The organism is Pantoea sp. DY-15, assembly GCF_019795935.1.
Classification (GTDB): Bacteria; Pseudomonadota; Gammaproteobacteria; order Enterobacterales; family Enterobacteriaceae; genus Pantoea; species Pantoea leporis.
Map to the genome: position 1 here is coordinate 119,678 of NZ_JAIMIF010000008.1, position 16,745 is coordinate 136,422.

12 protein-coding genes are annotated in these 16,745 nt (G+C 56.4%); 9 read left to right on the forward strand and 3 right to left on the reverse strand.

Going from position 1 to position 16,745, the window contains the following annotated elements; all coding sequences use genetic code 11:
• Positions 1-297: 297 nt before the first annotated feature.
• Both K5Y32_RS23295 and iolB read left to right on the forward strand, forming a co-directional pair.
• Positions 298-1,803 (forward strand): CoA-acylating methylmalonate-semialdehyde dehydrogenase, encoded by a 1,506-nt coding sequence (locus tag K5Y32_RS23295; RefSeq protein WP_222186018.1) that lies wholly within the window; start codon positions 298-300, stop codon positions 1,801-1,803.
• 24 nt (positions 1,804-1,827) lie between these two features.
• Positions 1,828-2,643, forward strand: coding sequence for a 5-deoxy-glucuronate isomerase (iolB, locus tag K5Y32_RS23300; RefSeq protein WP_192236964.1), 816 nt, complete (start codon positions 1,828-1,830; stop codon positions 2,641-2,643).
• An 81-nt stretch (positions 2,644-2,724) separates the two neighbouring features.
• On the opposite strand, the gene K5Y32_RS23305 is transcribed toward iolB, so the two are convergent.
• On the reverse strand, positions 2,725-3,570 hold the full coding sequence (locus K5Y32_RS23305) for a MurR/RpiR family transcriptional regulator (protein WP_008107943.1): 846 nt from the start codon (positions 3,568-3,570) through the stop codon (positions 2,725-2,727).
• 325 nt (positions 3,571-3,895) lie between these two features.
• The gene (iolC, locus tag K5Y32_RS23310; RefSeq protein ID WP_222186019.1) at positions 3,896-5,809 is read right to left on the reverse strand and encodes a 5-dehydro-2-deoxygluconokinase; all 1,914 of its coding nucleotides are present in this window, start codon (positions 5,807-5,809) and stop codon (positions 3,896-3,898) included.
• 549 nt (positions 5,810-6,358) lie between these two features.
• Between iolC and iolD the strand changes: the two genes are divergently transcribed.
• The 3 genes from iolD (at position 6,359) to iolE (ending at position 10,337) form a co-directional block, all read left to right on the forward strand.
• Positions 6,359-8,293, forward strand: a complete 1,935-nt coding sequence (iolD, locus tag K5Y32_RS23315; protein WP_110867637.1) for a 3D-(3,5/4)-trihydroxycyclohexane-1,2-dione acylhydrolase (decyclizing) — start codon at positions 6,359-6,361, stop codon at positions 8,291-8,293.
• Between the two features lie 68 nt (positions 8,294-8,361).
• Positions 8,362-9,375 carry a Gfo/Idh/MocA family protein gene (locus K5Y32_RS23320; RefSeq protein WP_222186020.1) on the forward strand — a complete coding sequence of 338 codons (1,014 nt, stop codon included), beginning with the start codon at positions 8,362-8,364 and terminating at the stop codon, positions 9,373-9,375.
• A gap of 65 nt (positions 9,376-9,440) precedes the next feature.
• Positions 9,441-10,337 (forward strand): myo-inosose-2 dehydratase, encoded by an 897-nt coding sequence (gene iolE / locus K5Y32_RS23325; RefSeq protein WP_008107936.1) that lies wholly within the window; start codon positions 9,441-9,443, stop codon positions 10,335-10,337.
• A gap of 77 nt (positions 10,338-10,414) precedes the next feature.
• Here the strand turns inward: iolE and glpD are convergent, their stop codons facing one another.
• Positions 10,415-11,923 carry a glycerol-3-phosphate dehydrogenase gene (glpD, locus tag K5Y32_RS23330; protein ID WP_222186021.1) on the reverse strand — a complete coding sequence of 503 codons (1,509 nt, stop codon included), beginning with the start codon at positions 11,921-11,923 and terminating at the stop codon, positions 10,415-10,417.
• Positions 11,924-12,151: 228 nt separating this feature from the next.
• On the opposite strand from glpD, the gene glpE reads away from it, so the two are divergent.
• From glpE to malP, 4 genes are all read left to right on the forward strand, one after another.
• Positions 12,152-12,478 carry a thiosulfate sulfurtransferase GlpE gene (glpE, locus tag K5Y32_RS23335; protein ID WP_101762689.1) on the forward strand — a complete coding sequence of 109 codons (327 nt, stop codon included), beginning with the start codon at positions 12,152-12,154 and terminating at the stop codon, positions 12,476-12,478.
• Positions 12,479-12,510: 32 nt separating this feature from the next.
• Positions 12,511-13,335: a rhomboid family intramembrane serine protease GlpG gene (gene glpG / locus K5Y32_RS23340; RefSeq protein WP_222186062.1), complete on the forward strand. Its 825-nt coding sequence runs from the start codon at positions 12,511-12,513 to the stop codon at positions 13,333-13,335.
• Between the two features lie 42 nt (positions 13,336-13,377).
• Positions 13,378-14,136, forward strand: coding sequence for a DeoR/GlpR family transcriptional regulator (locus K5Y32_RS23345; RefSeq protein WP_008107931.1), 759 nt, complete (start codon positions 13,378-13,380; stop codon positions 14,134-14,136).
• Positions 14,137-14,311: 175 nt separating this feature from the next.
• Positions 14,312-16,717 (forward strand): maltodextrin phosphorylase, encoded by a 2,406-nt coding sequence (gene malP / locus K5Y32_RS23350; RefSeq protein ID WP_222186022.1) that lies wholly within the window; start codon positions 14,312-14,314, stop codon positions 16,715-16,717.
• The last annotated feature ends 28 nt before the right edge of the window (positions 16,718-16,745 follow it).

The window sequence follows — 16,745 nt, forward strand, 5'->3', positions numbered from 1 at the left end:
ATGTCGAAGCTGGAGTTCAGACACAAATTCTGTGCGCGCAACGGCTTAGCGGCAGAGCGGTTTAGCAAGCCTTTCGCGCCAGCAGTGCAGCGCTACAGGCTGATTTGCACCCGGCTGTCAGCGCAGGCGGAAAAAATGCGATCCATGCCGCTAAAAGGAAATTTTCCAAAAAGAAGTATTTGAAAAATTCATTTCATTACGATAGCTTCATAGCACGCTTTAAGTATTGCCTGCACATGCAGCGTCGCGGTTCGAACGGGCTATCTGCAGGGAACTTCACATCTAAGAGGCAACGACATGACTATCGTAGGAAACTTTATCGGCGGCAAAATTACCCACAGCGCCAGCAATGAAACCATTCCCGTGTACGATCCGGCGACCGGCAAAGTCGTGCGTGAACTGACGCAGAGCACCGCTGCTGAAGTGGAAAAGGCGATTGAAGTCGCGCATGCCGCCTTCCCGGAATGGTCGAAAACCGCGCCGTTGCGTCGTGCCCGTGTGATGTTCAACTTTAAAGCGCTGATGGAAAAACATCGCGAAGAGCTGGCGGCACTGATCGTCTCTGAGCACGGTAAAGTGTGGTCCGATGCACTGGGTGAACTGACGCGCGGTATCGAAGTGATCGAGTATGCCTGCGGTATTCCACATCTGATTAAAGGTGAGAACTCACCGAGCGTGGGCACCGGCGTTGACAGCTATTCGCTGATGCAGCCGGTAGGCGTTGTTGCCGGTATTACACCGTTTAACTTTCCGGCGATGGTGCCGCTGTGGATGTTCCCCATCGCGCTGGCGTGCGGCAACACCTTTATCCTCAAGCCACCGGCGCTGGATCCATCAGCCTCAGTGCGCATTGCCGAACTGCTGAAAGAAGCGGGCCTGCCGGATGGCGTATTCAACGTAGTGCATTCGTCTAACGAAGATGCCGAGCAGCTGTACAAAGATCCGCGCATCGCCGCAGTCAGCTTCGTGGGTTCTTCCGGCGTAGCGGAGCACATCTATAAAACTGCCAGCGCCCACGGTAAACGCGTGCAGGCGTTTGGCGCGGCGAAAAACCACGCCATCGTGATGCCCGATGCCGATCTCGATGCCACCGTGAACGCCATTATGGGCGGTGCGTTTGGTTCAGCGGGTGAACGCTGCATGGCGCTGCCGGTTGTGGTTGCCGTGGGTGACGACACCGCAGACAAACTGATTGCGCGTCTGACGCCGCTGATCAAAGCGCTGCGCGTGGGTCCTGGCATCCAGAAAGGTGCCGAAGAGAATGAAATGGGGCCGGTGGTTTCTGCTGCGCACCAGAAGAAAGTGCTAGGCTACATCGACAAAGGTGAGCAGGAAGGCGCGAAGCTGGTGGTTGATGGCCGCGGCATTCAGGTTGCTGGCCATGCAGAAGGTTACTACGTTGGCGGCACGCTGTTCGACAATGTGACGTCGGATATGACTATCTGGCGCGAAGAGATCTTCGGGCCGGTGCTGAGCATCATGCGTTCCAGCGATTACGACAGCGCACTGCAGCTGGTTAACAGCCACGAATTCGGTAACGGTAGCGCCATCTTCACCAGCAACGGCCACACCGCGCGTGAGTTCGTGCAGAACGTCGAAGCTGGCATGGTTGGCGTCAACGTGCCGGTTCCGGTTCCGATGGCGTTCCACAGCTTCGGCGGCTGGAAGCGTTCGGTATTTGGTGCGCTGAACGTGCACGGTCCAGACGGCGTGCGTTTCTACACCCGCATGAAAACCGCCACCGTGCGTTGGCCGAGCGGCCAGCAGACCGTATCTGAGTTCAGCATGCCGACGCTGGGCTAATTTCGCTCAACAAGGAGGAACAGGATGTCTCTGATTTCGAAAGCGCAAAAACCCGACAGCAACGGCCGCATCCAGCACATCACGCCGGAAAGCGCGGGCTGGGAATATGTCGGCTTTGATGCCTATCTGCTGAAAAAAGGGCAGAGCCTGAAGCTGAGTAGCGGCGACAAAGAGTTGTGTCTGGTGCTGGTAGCGGGCTTTGCATCGGTGAAAACCCGTCACGCCGAGTTCCCGAATCTGGGTAAGCGTCTGTCGCCGTTTGAACGCACTCCGCCTTACTCAGTCTACGTACCGCATAACGACGAAGTGGAAGTGTATGCGGATAGCGATCTGGAGCTGGCGGTGTGTAATGCACCGAGCAGCGGCAACCTGCCGGCGCGGCTGATTGCGCCGGAAGATGTTGGCGTTGAGCAGCGTGGTAAAGGGCGTAATCAGCGTCTGGTGCACAACATTCTGCCGGACAACAAAGAGGCCGACAGCCTGCTGGTGGTGGAAGTGTATACCGATGAAGGCGCGACCAGTTCGTACCCCAGCCACAAGCACGACCAGAAAAACAGCCCGGACGAAACCTATCTGGAAGAGACCTACTATCACCGTTTCGATCCTGAGCCAGGTTTCGCCATGCAGCGCGTTTATACCGACGACCGTTCCCTCGACGAGTGCATGGCGCCGTATAACCGCGATGTGGTGACAGTACCGCGTGGCTATCATCCGGTGGCAACCATTGCCGGGTACGATAACTACTATCTCAACGTGATGGCGGGTCCAAAACGTCTGTGGAAATTTACCTGGGAGAAAGATCACGCCTGGGTGAACAGCGACCAGTATCCGCGCTCGTAGATTGCACATCAATGTAAGAAGGGCAGCCAGGTGGCTGCCCTTTTTGTTGGGTGGTCGCCATGAATGGCGACCCTACGAGAGTTATTCGCTGGTTACGTTGTTGTTCAGCGCCAGCGACACGGCAAGCGTCTGTGCCAGACACAGTGAGGCGACCTGCGAACGGAAGCCATCCACTTGCGCTTCACGCACCACAAAGCACACATCACTGAAGGCGGCCAGCGGGCTGACCTGACTGTCGGTGATGGCGATCAGATGCGCACCACGTTTGGCACCCAACTCAACCAACTCCACCGCTTCACGCGCGTACGGCGAATAGCTGATGGCGATCACTACGTCTTTCGGGTTTACCATACTCAGCTGCTCGGTGAACATGCCGCCGAGGCCGTCGATCAGGAACGCACGACGCTCCAGATGGCGCAGCGCATACACCAGATACGACGCCACGCTGAATGAGCGACGCAGGCCGATGATGTAGATGTTCTCGGCTTCATCGAGCATTTTCACCGCGCGGTTGAGCTGGTCCGGATTGACCTGCATCGCCAGCTGTTGCAGCGCCTGGCTGTTCACCATGGTGAAAACGTTGAGGATTTCGGCCGGGCTCTCTGGTGAAGTGGCGCTGTCGTCGGTGGCGGTCTGGCGGAACAGACGCGCGCGCTCGGTGTAGTTAACGGTCTCTTCCATCAGATGCTGACGGAAAACCTGTTTCATTTCGTTGAAGCCGCTGAAGCCAAAGGCGTTGGCAAAGCGGATCAGCGTCGAGGGCGGCACATCGGCATGTTGCGCGATAGAGGCAACGGTATCGAAAGCGATGCTGTTACTGTTATCAAGGATATAACGAGCCACCTGCTTCAGGCGTTTGCTCAGCGTCTCATAGCGACGACGGATCTCGTCCTGTAACAAGGTCAATTGCGTTGGATTATTGGTCATTACTTCGGCCCGCTAGAAAAGAAAATATGGCTGGATAATGAGCGCTATAGTACCAGATGGATGGAAAATTTCATTTGTTTGACATCATCGTGACGCTTATTTCATCGGTTTATGAAATGCCTCACAGAATATGCAGGTTTTCCCCTAACCCTTTCCCGCAAGCGGGCGAGGGAACCGTCTTGTGCGGTACACCGGATCGCGTTCAATACTCAACAAATGCTGGATCGGTCCCTTCTCCCGCTGGCGGGAGAAGGCTAGGATGAGGGCCAGCGAGCACAATCAAAAAAGCGGCCAATTGGCCGCTTTTTCCCAGCTAACTTCGCACTTAACCGCGTACAGCGCGCCAGTAGCCGATCAACCGCAGGTAGTTCCCTTTCACGGTCTCAACCAGCGCTGTATCATCCAGCTCGCCTTGCAGCCACTGGCGTGACGGCTGGCCGAAGATGGTGCGACCTACCGCGAAACCTTTCACCCACGGCGCTTGCGCTGCGGCGGCGAAACCGGCTTTCAGCGTCTCTTCCGGGGCATCGAGGCCCAGCAGCAGAATGCCGCGGCAGTGCGGGTCGTTCTGCTCGATCAACCCGCTGATCGCCTGCCAGCTTTCGGCAGAGAGCGGCGGCAGTTTCCACCAGTCTGGCTGAATGCCAAGGCTGTAGAAGTGGCTCAGCATGTCGTAATAGTAAGATTCGTTACGGTCCGGATTGCTCTCCGGCAGAATCAGCTCCAGCAGCAGTTCGTGCCCGCTCTTGTTACAGCCATTCCACACATCGAGCACCAGCTCATCCTGCTCTTTACGCAGTTCCGCGCTGTCGTGCGGATGGTAGAACACCAGACATTTCACCACGTGCTCGGCTGGCCAGTCGACCAGCTGTGAGCCGATGTTGCCGTGCTCAAGACGCAGCGGACGTGAACTTGGCAGCTCAATTGGACGCCCAATCCACCAGTTTTTACCGGTAATCGCGTTCAGCGCTTTCTGGCCGTAAGTGGTATCCGCGAGGATGCCGCTCTTCTCATTCAGGCCGGCTTCATTGGCCGCTTCTTCTGCGGCACGCAGCAGTAGCAGTTTCAATTCTGGGATGCGCTCTTCGCTGACGCCCGCTTCGCGCGCCATATCAGCCAACTGTTTGCGATGGTCGAAGGCGAACACATTCAGCTCTGGCCACTGCTGTTTACGCGTGGTGACGCGATGCAGGTGATTGAGACGCGCATCGAGATCCGGACGTTTCACCTCTTTATCGCGGCTAAGGAAATCATCCAGCTCTTCTTTCGTTGGCATCGCCGGTGCGCAGCCGTGGCGCGAAACCACCAGCGCGCCACAGGCGTTCGCGTAACGGCACGCTTGCTCCCAGCTTTCATCATTCAGCCAGCCGCGCAGCAGGCCAGACATAAAGGCATCGCCCGCGCCCAGCACGTTCAGCACTTCTACACGCACGCCGCTCTGCAGTTTGGTCTGTTCCCAGCTATCCGGGATCTCGCCCTCAAACACTACGCAACCCAGCGGACCGCGTTTGCACACTAATGTGGCCTGGCTCGATTTACGCACATTTTTCAGCGCGGTCAGCGTGTCGGTGCTGCCACCGGCAATATGGAACTCTTCTTCCGTTCCGACCACCAAATCGAAATAGTGCAGCACTTCCTGCAGCTGTTGCGTCACTTCGCCCGATTCAATGAAACGCGTTTCGCCGTCGCCGAGTGAGGTGAGTCCCCACAGCACCGGACGATAATCGATATCCAGCGCGGTGCGCAGGCCGTTGCGTTTGGCGATATCCAGCGCTTTCAACACGGCGGCGCGGGTTTGTGGATGCGACAGGTGCGTGCCGGTGACTGCGACCGCACGTGAAGAGGTGATGAACTCTTCGTTAATATCTTCCGGCACCAGCCCCATATCGGCGCAGTTGTCGCGGTAGAAGATCAGCGGAAAGCTCTCTTCATCTTTGATCCCAAGGATCACCAGCCCGGTCAGGCGATGCTTATCGGTAATCAGGCCATCGGTATTGCAGCCCGCACGTTGCAGCTCTTCACGCAAAAAGCGGCCGTTATGCTCGTCACCTACGCGCGCCAGCATCGCCGATTTCAGGCCCTGGATCGCCGTACCGTAGGCCACGTTGCCGGAAGACCCGCCGAGATATTTGTTGAAGCTGGTCATATCTTCCAGGCGTGATCCAATTTGCTGACCGTAGAGGTCGACGGCGATGCGTCCGATACAAATCACATCAAGCCGCTTCTGTTGTGTACTCATACCTATTGTTTCCTTCTGTGATAAGCAGACACTGCGGGCGCTGCCGCCCAACGTCGAGCGCTTTGCTTCCGGGTTCTCAAGGTGCCTGATTGGCTTTGGTCGCAGTATGAGGAATAAAAATTCCAAATTCAATATGAAATGAAACATCCATCACGATTTTGTGAGCCAGGTAAAACTCTGACCAGGCCGCAAAGCAGCGTTGGAATCTTTCGGAGTTTCAGTGATAGTCAGGCTTGTGAGCCAGGTCTCAGGAAAGTGCTGGCGAATCAAGGAAGCTACTGAAGTGAAATGAAATTTCGTTATGACCTGCAAATGACCTGTTACTGTTCCACTTTTCCCCCTTTCGCGGCTTGCGCAGCCCACGTTTCATTGCTGAATTTGATCTCCATCGCAAAATGAAATGTTTCTTCTGTAATCGTGTTTAATGAAAAAAATATTTGTTTATAATCGCCTCACGTTTCACTTAATCCGCGGGCGCCGTGAACGGCAGTTTTTACCCGAACCGCGATGTACCTCGCCGCAGGTACCAGCATGTAAAGGAAGAAGCATATGGGCACAATCAGACTCACCACGGCACAGGCGCTGGTAAAATTTCTTGATAACCAATACCTGAACGTTGACGGCGTTGAAACCAAATTTGTGAAAGGCATTTTTGCCATTTTCGGTCACGGCAACGTGCTGGGATTGGGACAGGCGCTGGAGCAGGACAGCGGCGATCTGGTGGTGCATCAGGGCCGTAACGAGCAGGGCATGGCGCACGCCGCCATTGGCTTTGCCAAGCAGTCGCTGCGTCGTCAGATTATCGCCTGTACCTCATCGGTCGGTCCCGGCGCGGCCAACATGATTACCGCTGCTGCCACCGCGACCGCCAACCGCATTCCTTTACTGCTGCTGCCGGGCGATGTGTTCGCTACGCGCCAACCGGATCCGGTATTGCAGCAGATTGAACAGAGCCACGATCTCAGCATCAGCACCAACGACGCGTTCCGCGCGGTGAGCAAATACTGGGATCGCGTCAGCCGCCCGGAACAGCTGATGACTGCCTGCATCAACGCCTTGCGCGTGTTGACCGATCCGGCAGAAACCGGCGCGGTGACGATTGCGCTGCCGCAGGACGTGCAGGGCGAAGCCTGGGACTTCCCGGAATACTTTTTCCAGAAACGTGTGCATCGTCTGGATCGCCGCTTGCCAACTGCCGCGCAATTAGAAGATGCGCTGGCGCTGATTGCGCGTAAACACAAGCCGCTGATCATTGTCGGCGGTGGCCTGAAATATTCCGATGCCGGGGATGCGCTGCTGAAATTTGCCGAGCGCTTCAACATTCCGTTTGCCGAAACCCAGGCCGGTAAAGGCACCATCGTTTCCGATCACCCGCTCAATGTCGGCGGCGTGGGCGAAACCGGCTGCCTGGCGGCCAACCTGCTGGCGAAAGAGGCCGATCTGGTGATTGGTATCGGTACGCGTTACACCGACTTCACCACCGCGTCGAAATGGATTTTCCAGAATCCGGACGTGAGCTATCTGAACCTCAACGTCAGCAACTTCGACAGCTACAAGCTGGATGCGGTGCAGCTGCTGGCGGATGCGCGTGAAGGTTTAACCGCGCTGGAAAGCGAACTGCAAGGTTTCGAAAACCATTGGGGCGGCCAGATTGAGCTGTCGCAAAGCAAGCTGTTGAAAGAGACGCAGCGCGTCTATGCCGCCACCTATAACACCGACGATTTCATTCCGGAAATCGCCGACCACGCCGATCGCGAAGCGCTGTTTGCCGAGTTTGAGCGCCTGACGAAATCGGTACTGACGCAGAGCAGCGTGCTGGGCACCTTAAACGAGCAACTCCCAAAGGATGCGGTGATTGTCGCGGCAGCGGGCAGTCTGCCGGGCGACCTGCAGCGCGTGTGGCGCACCAAAGATTACAACTCGTACCACGTTGAGTACGGCTACTCCTGTATGGGTTATGAAGTGAATGCCGCGCTGGGCGTAAAGCTAGCGCAGCCGCAGCGTGAAGTCTACGTCATGGTTGGCGACGGTTCGTTCATGATGCTGCACTCCGAGTTGGTCACGTCGATTCAGGAAGGGGCGAAAATCAACGTGGTGCTGCTGGATAACATGACCAACGGTTGTATCAACAACCTGCAGATGGAACACGGCATGGACAGCTTCACCACCGAGTTCCGCTTCCGTAATCCGGAAGGGGGCAAGCTGGATGGCGGCTTTGTGCCGGTGGACTTCGCGGCGATTGCCGGCGGATACGGCTGCAAAACCTACCGCATCACCACGCTGGAACAGCTGGAAGCCGCGTTGATCGACGCGCAGAAGCAGACCGTTTCCGTGCTGTTCGACATCAAAGTGCTGCCAAAAACCATGGTGCACAAATACTTCAGCTGGTGGCACGTCGGCGTGGCGCAAACCTCTACGTCAACGCGCACGCAAGAAGTGGCCGACAACCTTAACGTGCATATCGAACAAGCACGTAAGTATTAAAACCTCTTTTAGGCCGGAGTTCTCCGGCCTTGTTTTACCCTAACTTATCCGACTCTACAGGTGTAATTATGACGCTCAAACTCGGTGTAATTGGTACCGGTGCAATTGGTCAGGAACACATTCGTCGCTGCAATAACGTTTTGCAGGGTGCGAAAGTGGTGGCGGTTTCTGATATCAACGTGGAAGGGGCGCGCGCGGCGCTGCAACGTCTGAATATCGAAGCCGAGGTGTATCAGGATGGTCATCAGGTGATCAACTCGCCGGAAGTCGATGCCATTCTGGTGACATCCTGGGATCCGACTCACGAAGAGTTTACGCTGGCGGCAATTGCGGCCGGCAAACCGGTGTTCTGTGAAAAGCCGCTGGCGCTGAGCGCTGAAGGTTGCCGTCGCATTGTTGATGCCGAGATCAAACACGGTAAACGTCTGGTGCAGGTGGGCTTTATGCGCCCGTACGATGCCGGCTATCGCGCGCTGAAAAAAGTGATCACTGACGGTGAAATCGGCGAGCCGCTGATGCTGCACTGCGCGCACCGCAACCAGAGCGTCGGCGAGAATTACACCACCGACATGGCGATCACTAACACCCTGATTCACGAGCTGGACGTGCTGCGCTGGCTGACCGAAGACGACTACAAAACCGTGCAGGTGGTGTTCCCGCGCACCACGTCGAAGTCTCATGCCAGGTTGAAAGATCCGCAGATCGTGCTGTTCGAAACGCAGAAAGGCATCCGCATTGATGTGGAGATCTTCGTTAACTGCGCGTACGGCTACGACATTCAGTGTGAAGTGGTGGGCGAAGAGGGCATCGCTAAGCTGCCGGAGCCTTCGGCGATCCAAACGCGCAAAAACGCGCGTCTCGGCGTGCCACTGCTGACTGACTGGAAAGACCGTTTCATTGATGCTTATGACGTTGAGCTGCAAGCGTTTATTAATGACGTGAAAGACGGCCAACTGACCGGACCTTCTGCCTGGGATGGTTTTGCTGCTTCCGTGGCCGCCGATGCCTGCCACAAAGCGCAGAACAGCGGTGCGATTGAGCCGGTAACCATGCCGCCGCGTCCGGATTTCTACGCCAAATAACTGAGCTGTGCGCTAAATACTCCTCGGCGGCTCAGCGGCCGCCTCTGTGAATCAGGGACAACACCATGAACAAAGACAACGTTAAACTGGCGATCGCGCCAATCGGCTGGACTAACGACGACATGCCAGAGCTGGGCAGCGAAAACACCTTCCAACAAACCGTGAGTGAAATGGCGCTGGCGGGTTTTACCGGCAGCGAAGTGGGTAGCAAATATCCGCGCGATCCGGCGATTCTCAAGCCGATGCTCGATATCCGTGGCATTCAGATCTGCAACGCGTGGTTCAGCACCTTCTTCGCCAACGGCGATAAAGCGAAAACCATCGACGAATTCACCAATCACATGAACTTCCTGCATGCGATGGGCGCGCGCGTGATTGGCTGCTCCGAGCAGAGCAAAAGTATTCAGGGCACTACGCTGGCGGTGCTGGAGCAGAAGCCGATTTTCAGCGATGAAGAGTGGCGCTTAACGGCGGAAGGCTACAACGAGCTGGCGGAGATCGCCGCGAAAAAAGGCATGCGCTTGACGCTGCACCATCACATGGGCACCGGCATTCAGACGCCAGCCGAGATTGATCGCTTTATGGAATCGACCAATGAGAATGTTGGCCTGCTGTACGATACCGGCCACATCTACTATTCCGAAGGTTCACAGCAGGCGATGCTGGATGTGCTGACCAAATATCTGCCGCGTATTTTCCACGTGCATCTGAAAGACGTGCGCGACAGCGTGGTAGCCGAAGTGCGCGAGAAATCGCTGTCGTTTCTTGATGGCGTGAAGAAGGGCACCTTCACCGTCCCGGGCGATGGCGTGATCGATTTCAAACCGGTATTCAAAATCCTCGACGATTACGGCTATAAAGGCTGGATGGTGGTGGAAGCGGAACAGGATCCGGCGCTGGCTAATCCGTTCGAATATGCAGTGAAAGCGCGTAAGTACATCCGCGAGAATGCGGGGTTGTAAACGAGCAGGCATTAAAAAGGTCGCCATGAATGGCGACCCTACAAACGGGGCGTCATTTACGACGCCCCGTTTTTATATTATGACGCTAACGACAACGCCGGTTTCTGCGCGTTAACCGCCAGCCACTCGGCAATGCGCGCCTGTTCGGCTTCGTTTAGCCACATACCTTGTTTGGTACGACGCCAAATTGCATCATCCAGCTCGCGTACCCATTCGTTTTTCACCAGGTAACGCAGCTCGGCTTCGTAGAACTCGTGACCGAAGTTCTCGCCCAGATCGTCGATGTTCTTCGCGTCTGCCAGCAACTCTTCGGTGCGGCTGCCGTAAGTCCGCGCAAAGTGACGCGCCATACCTTCGCTGATAAACGGATAGCGACGACGCAGACCGGCGGCGTAATCATCGCGTGAACCAGAGAAATCACCGCCCGGTAATACCGCGTTTTTGGTCCACGCTGGGCCGATGTTCGGGTAGTACTTGGTCAGCTTCTCCAGCGCATGTTCCGCCAGCTTACGATAGGTGGTCAGCTTGCCGCCGAATACTGACAGCAGCGGCGCCTGGCCATTGTCGTCATGCACATCCAGCGTGTAGTCGCGGGTGATGGCCTGCGGCGAATCCGATTCGTCATCGCACAGCGGACGCACGCCCGAGTAAGTCCAGACGATGTCATCTTTGCTCAGCTGCTGTTTGAAGTGTCCATTAAACACGTTCAGCAGGTAGCTGATTTCGTTGTCATCGATCTTCACGTCTTTCGGATCGCCTTTGTACTCCACGTCGGTGGTGCCGATGATGGAGAACTCATCCATCCACGGAATCACAAACACGATACGGTTATCTTCGTTTTGCAGGATATACGCCTGCTTTTCGCGATGGACGCGCGGTACCACGATGTGGCTGCCTTTGATCAGACGAATGCCGTACGGCGATTTCAGCTTCAGGCCATCGTCGAAGAACTCTTTTACCCACGGACCGGCCGCATTGACCAGACCTTTGGCGCGCCAGGTGTAGGTTTTACCGCTGTCGATATCTTCGGCTTCCACCATCCACAAACCGGCTTCACGCCAGGCGCGGGTCACGCGCGTGCGGGTGCGTACTTCGCCGCCCTGTTTTTCCACTTCCTGCGCATTGAGTACCACCATGCGCGCATCATCAACCCAGCAGTCAGAATATTCGAATCCGCGCGTGATCTCCGGCTTGAGGGCCGAATCCGCGCCAAAACGCAGGCTCTTACTGCCCGGCAACGTGGTACGTTTGCCGAGGCGATCGTACATAAACAGGCCCATACGGATCATCCACGCCGGACGCAGATGCGGACGGTGCGGCAGACGGAAGCGCATCGGGAAGGCGATGTGCGGGGCCATTTTCAGCAGCACTTCACGTTCTGCTAACGCTTCGCCCACCAGGCGGAATTCATAGTGTTCAAGGTAGCGCAGGCCGCCGTGAATCAATTTCGAGCTGTTGGAGGAGGTGGCACAGGCCAAATCCCGCGCCTCCAGCATCAGCACCGACAGTCCGCGTCCTGCAGCGTCCACTGCAATGCCGGCTCCGTTAATGCCGCCGCCGATCACGATCAGGTCTTTGGTTTCCACGTCATCTCCTCCGATGTTCGGAATAGTTCTAAAATGTTCGTTTTCGAGCGTAATAATAATCGGAAACCAACATCTACGCCAGCGGTTAACTGAATAAAAACATTTTTGCGTGATATAGCTAACATTCCGACAGGAAAAAAATCACATAACCACAGGACTTGTCAGGTTATCGCGGCGCGTTCTCAGGTTAAACTAGGCGCTAATTGTGATGAAGTAATGAGAGACACCATGGAAACCTTCGAATGTATTAATGTCCTGCAGGCGCAAGAGCATCTGGCACAAGGTGCGCAGCTGGTGGATATCCGTGATCCGCAGAGCTTTATGATGGGCCACGCGGCGGGCGCGCAACATCTGAACAATGACAACCTGGCGGATTTCATCGCCAACGCCAATCAGGCTTTGCCGGTGCTGGTGATGTGCTATCACGGCAACAGCAGCAAAGGCGCGGCGCAGTTCCTGCTGGGCCAGGGATTCAGCGCGGCATACAGCATTGACGGCGGATTTGATGCCTGGCGCGCGGCATTCCCGGCGCAGGTTGCCCTCGGCGACGCCTGAGCCCATCGCATAAGGAAGGAGATCACCGCATGATGCGCATCACCCAGTTCAATAATCCGCGCATGGCGCAGGCGTTTGTCGACTACATGGCGACTCGCGGCGTGACGCTACGCATTGAGCGCGAAAGCCACTTTGTCATTATGTTGGATGACGAAAGTAAGCTGGAGAGGGTCGAAAACGAACTCGCGCAGTTCGTGCGCGATCCCAACCATCCGCGCTATCAGGCGGCCAGCTGGCATAGCGGCAACACCGAAAGTGGCTTGCGCTACGAGCGCACTAATATCTGGGCGAGCATTCGCGAACGCGCAGGTCCGCTCACCATGACCATCATGATCGCCTGCGTCGCGGTATTTATCCTGATGCAGATCGTCGGTGATGATGTGGCGCTGGATTGGCTGGCGTGGCCGGCGGATTCTTCGCAATATTTCCAGGTGTGGCGCTGGTTTAGCCATGCGCTGCTGCACTTCTCGCTACTGCATATCCTGTTCAACCTGATGTGGTGGTGGTATCTCGGCGGTGCGGTCGAGAAGCGTCTCGGCAGCGGCAAGCTGTTTGTGATTATGCTGATCTCGGCGCTGCTAACCGGCTGGATGCAGGCCAAGTTCAGCGGCGTGCTGTTTGGTGGTTTGTCGGGCGTGGTTTACGCGTTGATGGGTTACTGCTGGCTGCGCGGCGAGCGCGATCCCGAAAGTGGTATTTATCTCGAGCGCGGCCTGATTGGCTTCGCGGTCGTATGGTTGGTGATTGGCTGGTACGGCGCATTTGGTCTGTCGATCGCCAACGCCGCGCACGTCACCGGCTTGCTGGTGGGTTTAGCGATGGCATTTGTTGATACGCGTAAGATTACGCGTCGTTAGCAGCACCAATAAAAGAAGCGGCCACGAGCCGAGGAGAGAGATGTGAAGCAGACGCAACGTCATGACGCCATTATCGATCTGGTCCGGCGTCAGGGATATGTCAGTACCGAAGAGCTTGTTGATCACTTTGAAGTCAGCCCGCAAACCATTCGGCGTGACCTGAACGACCTGGCCGATCAGAACAAAATCATGCGCCATCACGGCGGGGCGGCGCTGCCGTCCAGCTCAGAAAATACCGCATGGCAGGATCGTAAAATGATGTGGTCGGCGGAGAAAGCGCGCATCGCCGAGCGCGTGGCTAGCCAGATCCCGGATGGCGCCACGCTGTTTATTGATATCGGCACCACGCCGGAAGCGGTGGCGCATGCGCTGCTCAATCACAACAATCTGCGCGTCGTCACCAACAACCTCAACGTGGCGATTCTGCTGATGGCGAAACCTGATTTCCGCGTGATTATCGCCGGCGGCGAAGTGCGCACGCGCGATGGCGGCATCATGGGCGAAGCGACGCTGGACTTCATTTCGCAGTTCCGCCTCGATTACGGCATTCTCGGCATCAGCGGCATTGATATGGATGGTTCGCTGCTGGAGTTCGATTATCACGAAGTGCGCACCAAACGCGCCATTATCGAAAACTCGCGCTGCGTGATGCTGGTGGTGGATCACTCGAAGTTTGGCCGCAATGCGATGGTCAACCTCGGCAATATGAGCCTGATTGATTACATGTATACCGATCAAAGCCCGCCGGCCAGCGTGCTGAAAGTGATTGAACAGCACGAAGTTCACCTCGAACTTTGCTAATGCCGTAGCGGCGCAATTTATTGCGCGATAAATCGCGCCGCTACAAAAATCAGCACCGATTTTTTTCACCGCACCTGCATTTCCCTGTCGCTTTTTTCTGCGCCCCCAGCTTTACTTATCCATTCACCTCTTGCGCTCGCCCGGCTTTACCGTTAACGGACTTGAAGGGATTGATATGTCGCAGCAAAAATTCAATAAAACACGTTTCGACGCCGCGCTCACCCGCCAATGGCAGCATCTCGGACTCACTTCCGCCCAGCAAATGACACCGCAGCAATGGTGGCAAGCGCTGAGCCGCGTGCTGGCAGAAATGCTGGCGACGCAGCCACCTGTGCCAGCCAAACACGGGCAGCGCCACGTCAACTATCTGTCGATGGAGTTTCTGCTGGGGCGTTTGACCGGCAATAATTTGCTCAATCTTGGCTGGTATAACGAGGTGCAAGCCGCGCTGGCGGAACATCAGGTTGAGCTGAGCGAACTGCTGGAAGAGGAGGTGGATCCGGCACTCGGTAACGGCGGATTGGGGCGTTTGGCCGCTTGCTATATGGATTCGATGGCGACCGTCGGCCAGGCTGCGATGGGCCACGGCCTCAACTATCAATACGGCCTGTTTCGTCAGACGTTTGCCGACGGACAGCAGCAGGAAGCGCCGGATGACTGGCAGCGCGATCGCTATCCGTGGTTCCGCTACAACGCCGCGCTGGATGTGCAGGTAGGCCTCGGCGGCAAGGTCAAAGAGAACCACGATGGCAGCCTCAGCTGGCGACCTAAAATTCACCTCAAAGGGGAAGCCTGGGATTTGCCGGTTGTAGGCTATCGCAACGGTATTACGCTGCCGCTACGCCTGTGGAAAGCCAGCAGCGCGCAGCCGTTCGATCTCACCGCGTTCAACAACGGCCAGTTCCTGCAGGCTGAGCAGCAAGGCATTGCAGCCGACAAGCTGACCAAAGTGCTCTATCCCAATGATAATCATGCCGAAGGTAAGCGGCTGCGCCTGATGCAGCAGTATTTCCAGTGCGCCTGCGCGGTGGGCGATATTCTGCGGCGTCATCATCTCGCCGGGCGCGCCATTCGCACTTTGCCTGATTTCGAAGTGATCCAGCTTAACGACACGCATCCCACCATCGCCATTCCGGAGATGCTGCGCGTGCTGCTGGATGAGCATCAACTGAGTTGGGACGATGCGTGGCATATCACCAGCCGCACTTTTGCGTATACCAATCACACGCTGATGCCGGAAGCGCTGGAGCGCTGGGATGAGAAGCTGGTGCGCGACCTGCTGCCGCGCCATATGTTGATCATCCGCGAGATTAATCGCCGCCTGAAAAAGGTGGTGAAGCAACGGTGGCCAGACGATAAAGCGATCTGGCACAAGCTGGCGGTGGTGGCTGATGGTCAGGTGCGCATGGCGAATCTGTGCGTGGTGAGCTGTTTCGCCGTCAACGGCGTGGCGGCGCTGCACTCCGAGCTGGTGGTGAAAGATCTGTTCCCGGAATATCACCTGCTGTGGCCGAACAAATTCCACAACGTGACCAACGGCATCACGCCGCGCCGCTGGTTAAAACAGTGCAATCCGCTGCTGGCGACGCTGATCGATGACAGCCTGCAGGTTGAGTGGGCCAACGATCTCGATGCGCTGGCGTGGCTGGCACCTTTCGCCCGCAAAAAGGCGTTTCGTCAGCAGTTTCGCGACATCAAGCAGCAAAACAAACAGCGGCTGACGCTCTACGTCAAGCGCGTGACCGGCATTGATATCAATCCGGATGCGCTGTTTGACATGCAGATTAAGCGACTGCATGAGTACAAACGTCAGCACCTCAGTTTGCTGCATATGCTGCACTGCTATCGCCAGCTGCGCGACAACCCGGATAACCCCGACTTCGTGCCGCGCGTGTTCCTGTTTGGCGCCAAAGCCGCGCCCGGCTACTACCTCGCCAAAAATATCATCTATGCCATCAACAAAGTGGCGGAGGTGATCAACAACGATCCACTCGTCGGCGATCGCCTCAAAGTGGTGTTTATCCCGGATTACCGCATCACCGCCGCAGAGCTGATGATTCCGGCCGCCGATCTCTCCGAGCAGATTTCCACCGCCGGTTATGAGGCTTCCGGCACCGGCAATATGAAGCTGGCGCTGAATGGCGCGCTCACTATTGGCACGCTGGACGGCGCCAATGTGGAGATTGCTGAAGCGGTGGGCGCGAAGCATATCTTTATCTTCGGCAACAGCGTGGATGAGGTGAAAGCGCTGAAGGCGGGCGGCTACAGCCCGAAAAAGCTGCGTAAACAGAATCCTTATCTGGATGGTTTGCTGAAGGAGCTGGAGAAGGGCAAGTTCAGCGACGGCGATAAGCATGCGTTTGATTTGATGTTGCAAAGCCTGACCAAAAATGGCGATCCCTGGTTGGTGCTGGCCGACTTTGATGCCTACATCGCCGCGCAGCAGCGGGTGGAAGCGTTGTGGAAAAACCCGGACGCCTGGACGCGCGCAGCGATCCTCAATACCGCTCACACCGGCCGCTTCAGCTCTGACCGTTCAATTCGCGATTATCAGCAGCGGATTTGGCAGGCGGCCCGATAAAGACACGATTGATGATTTTGGAGACACG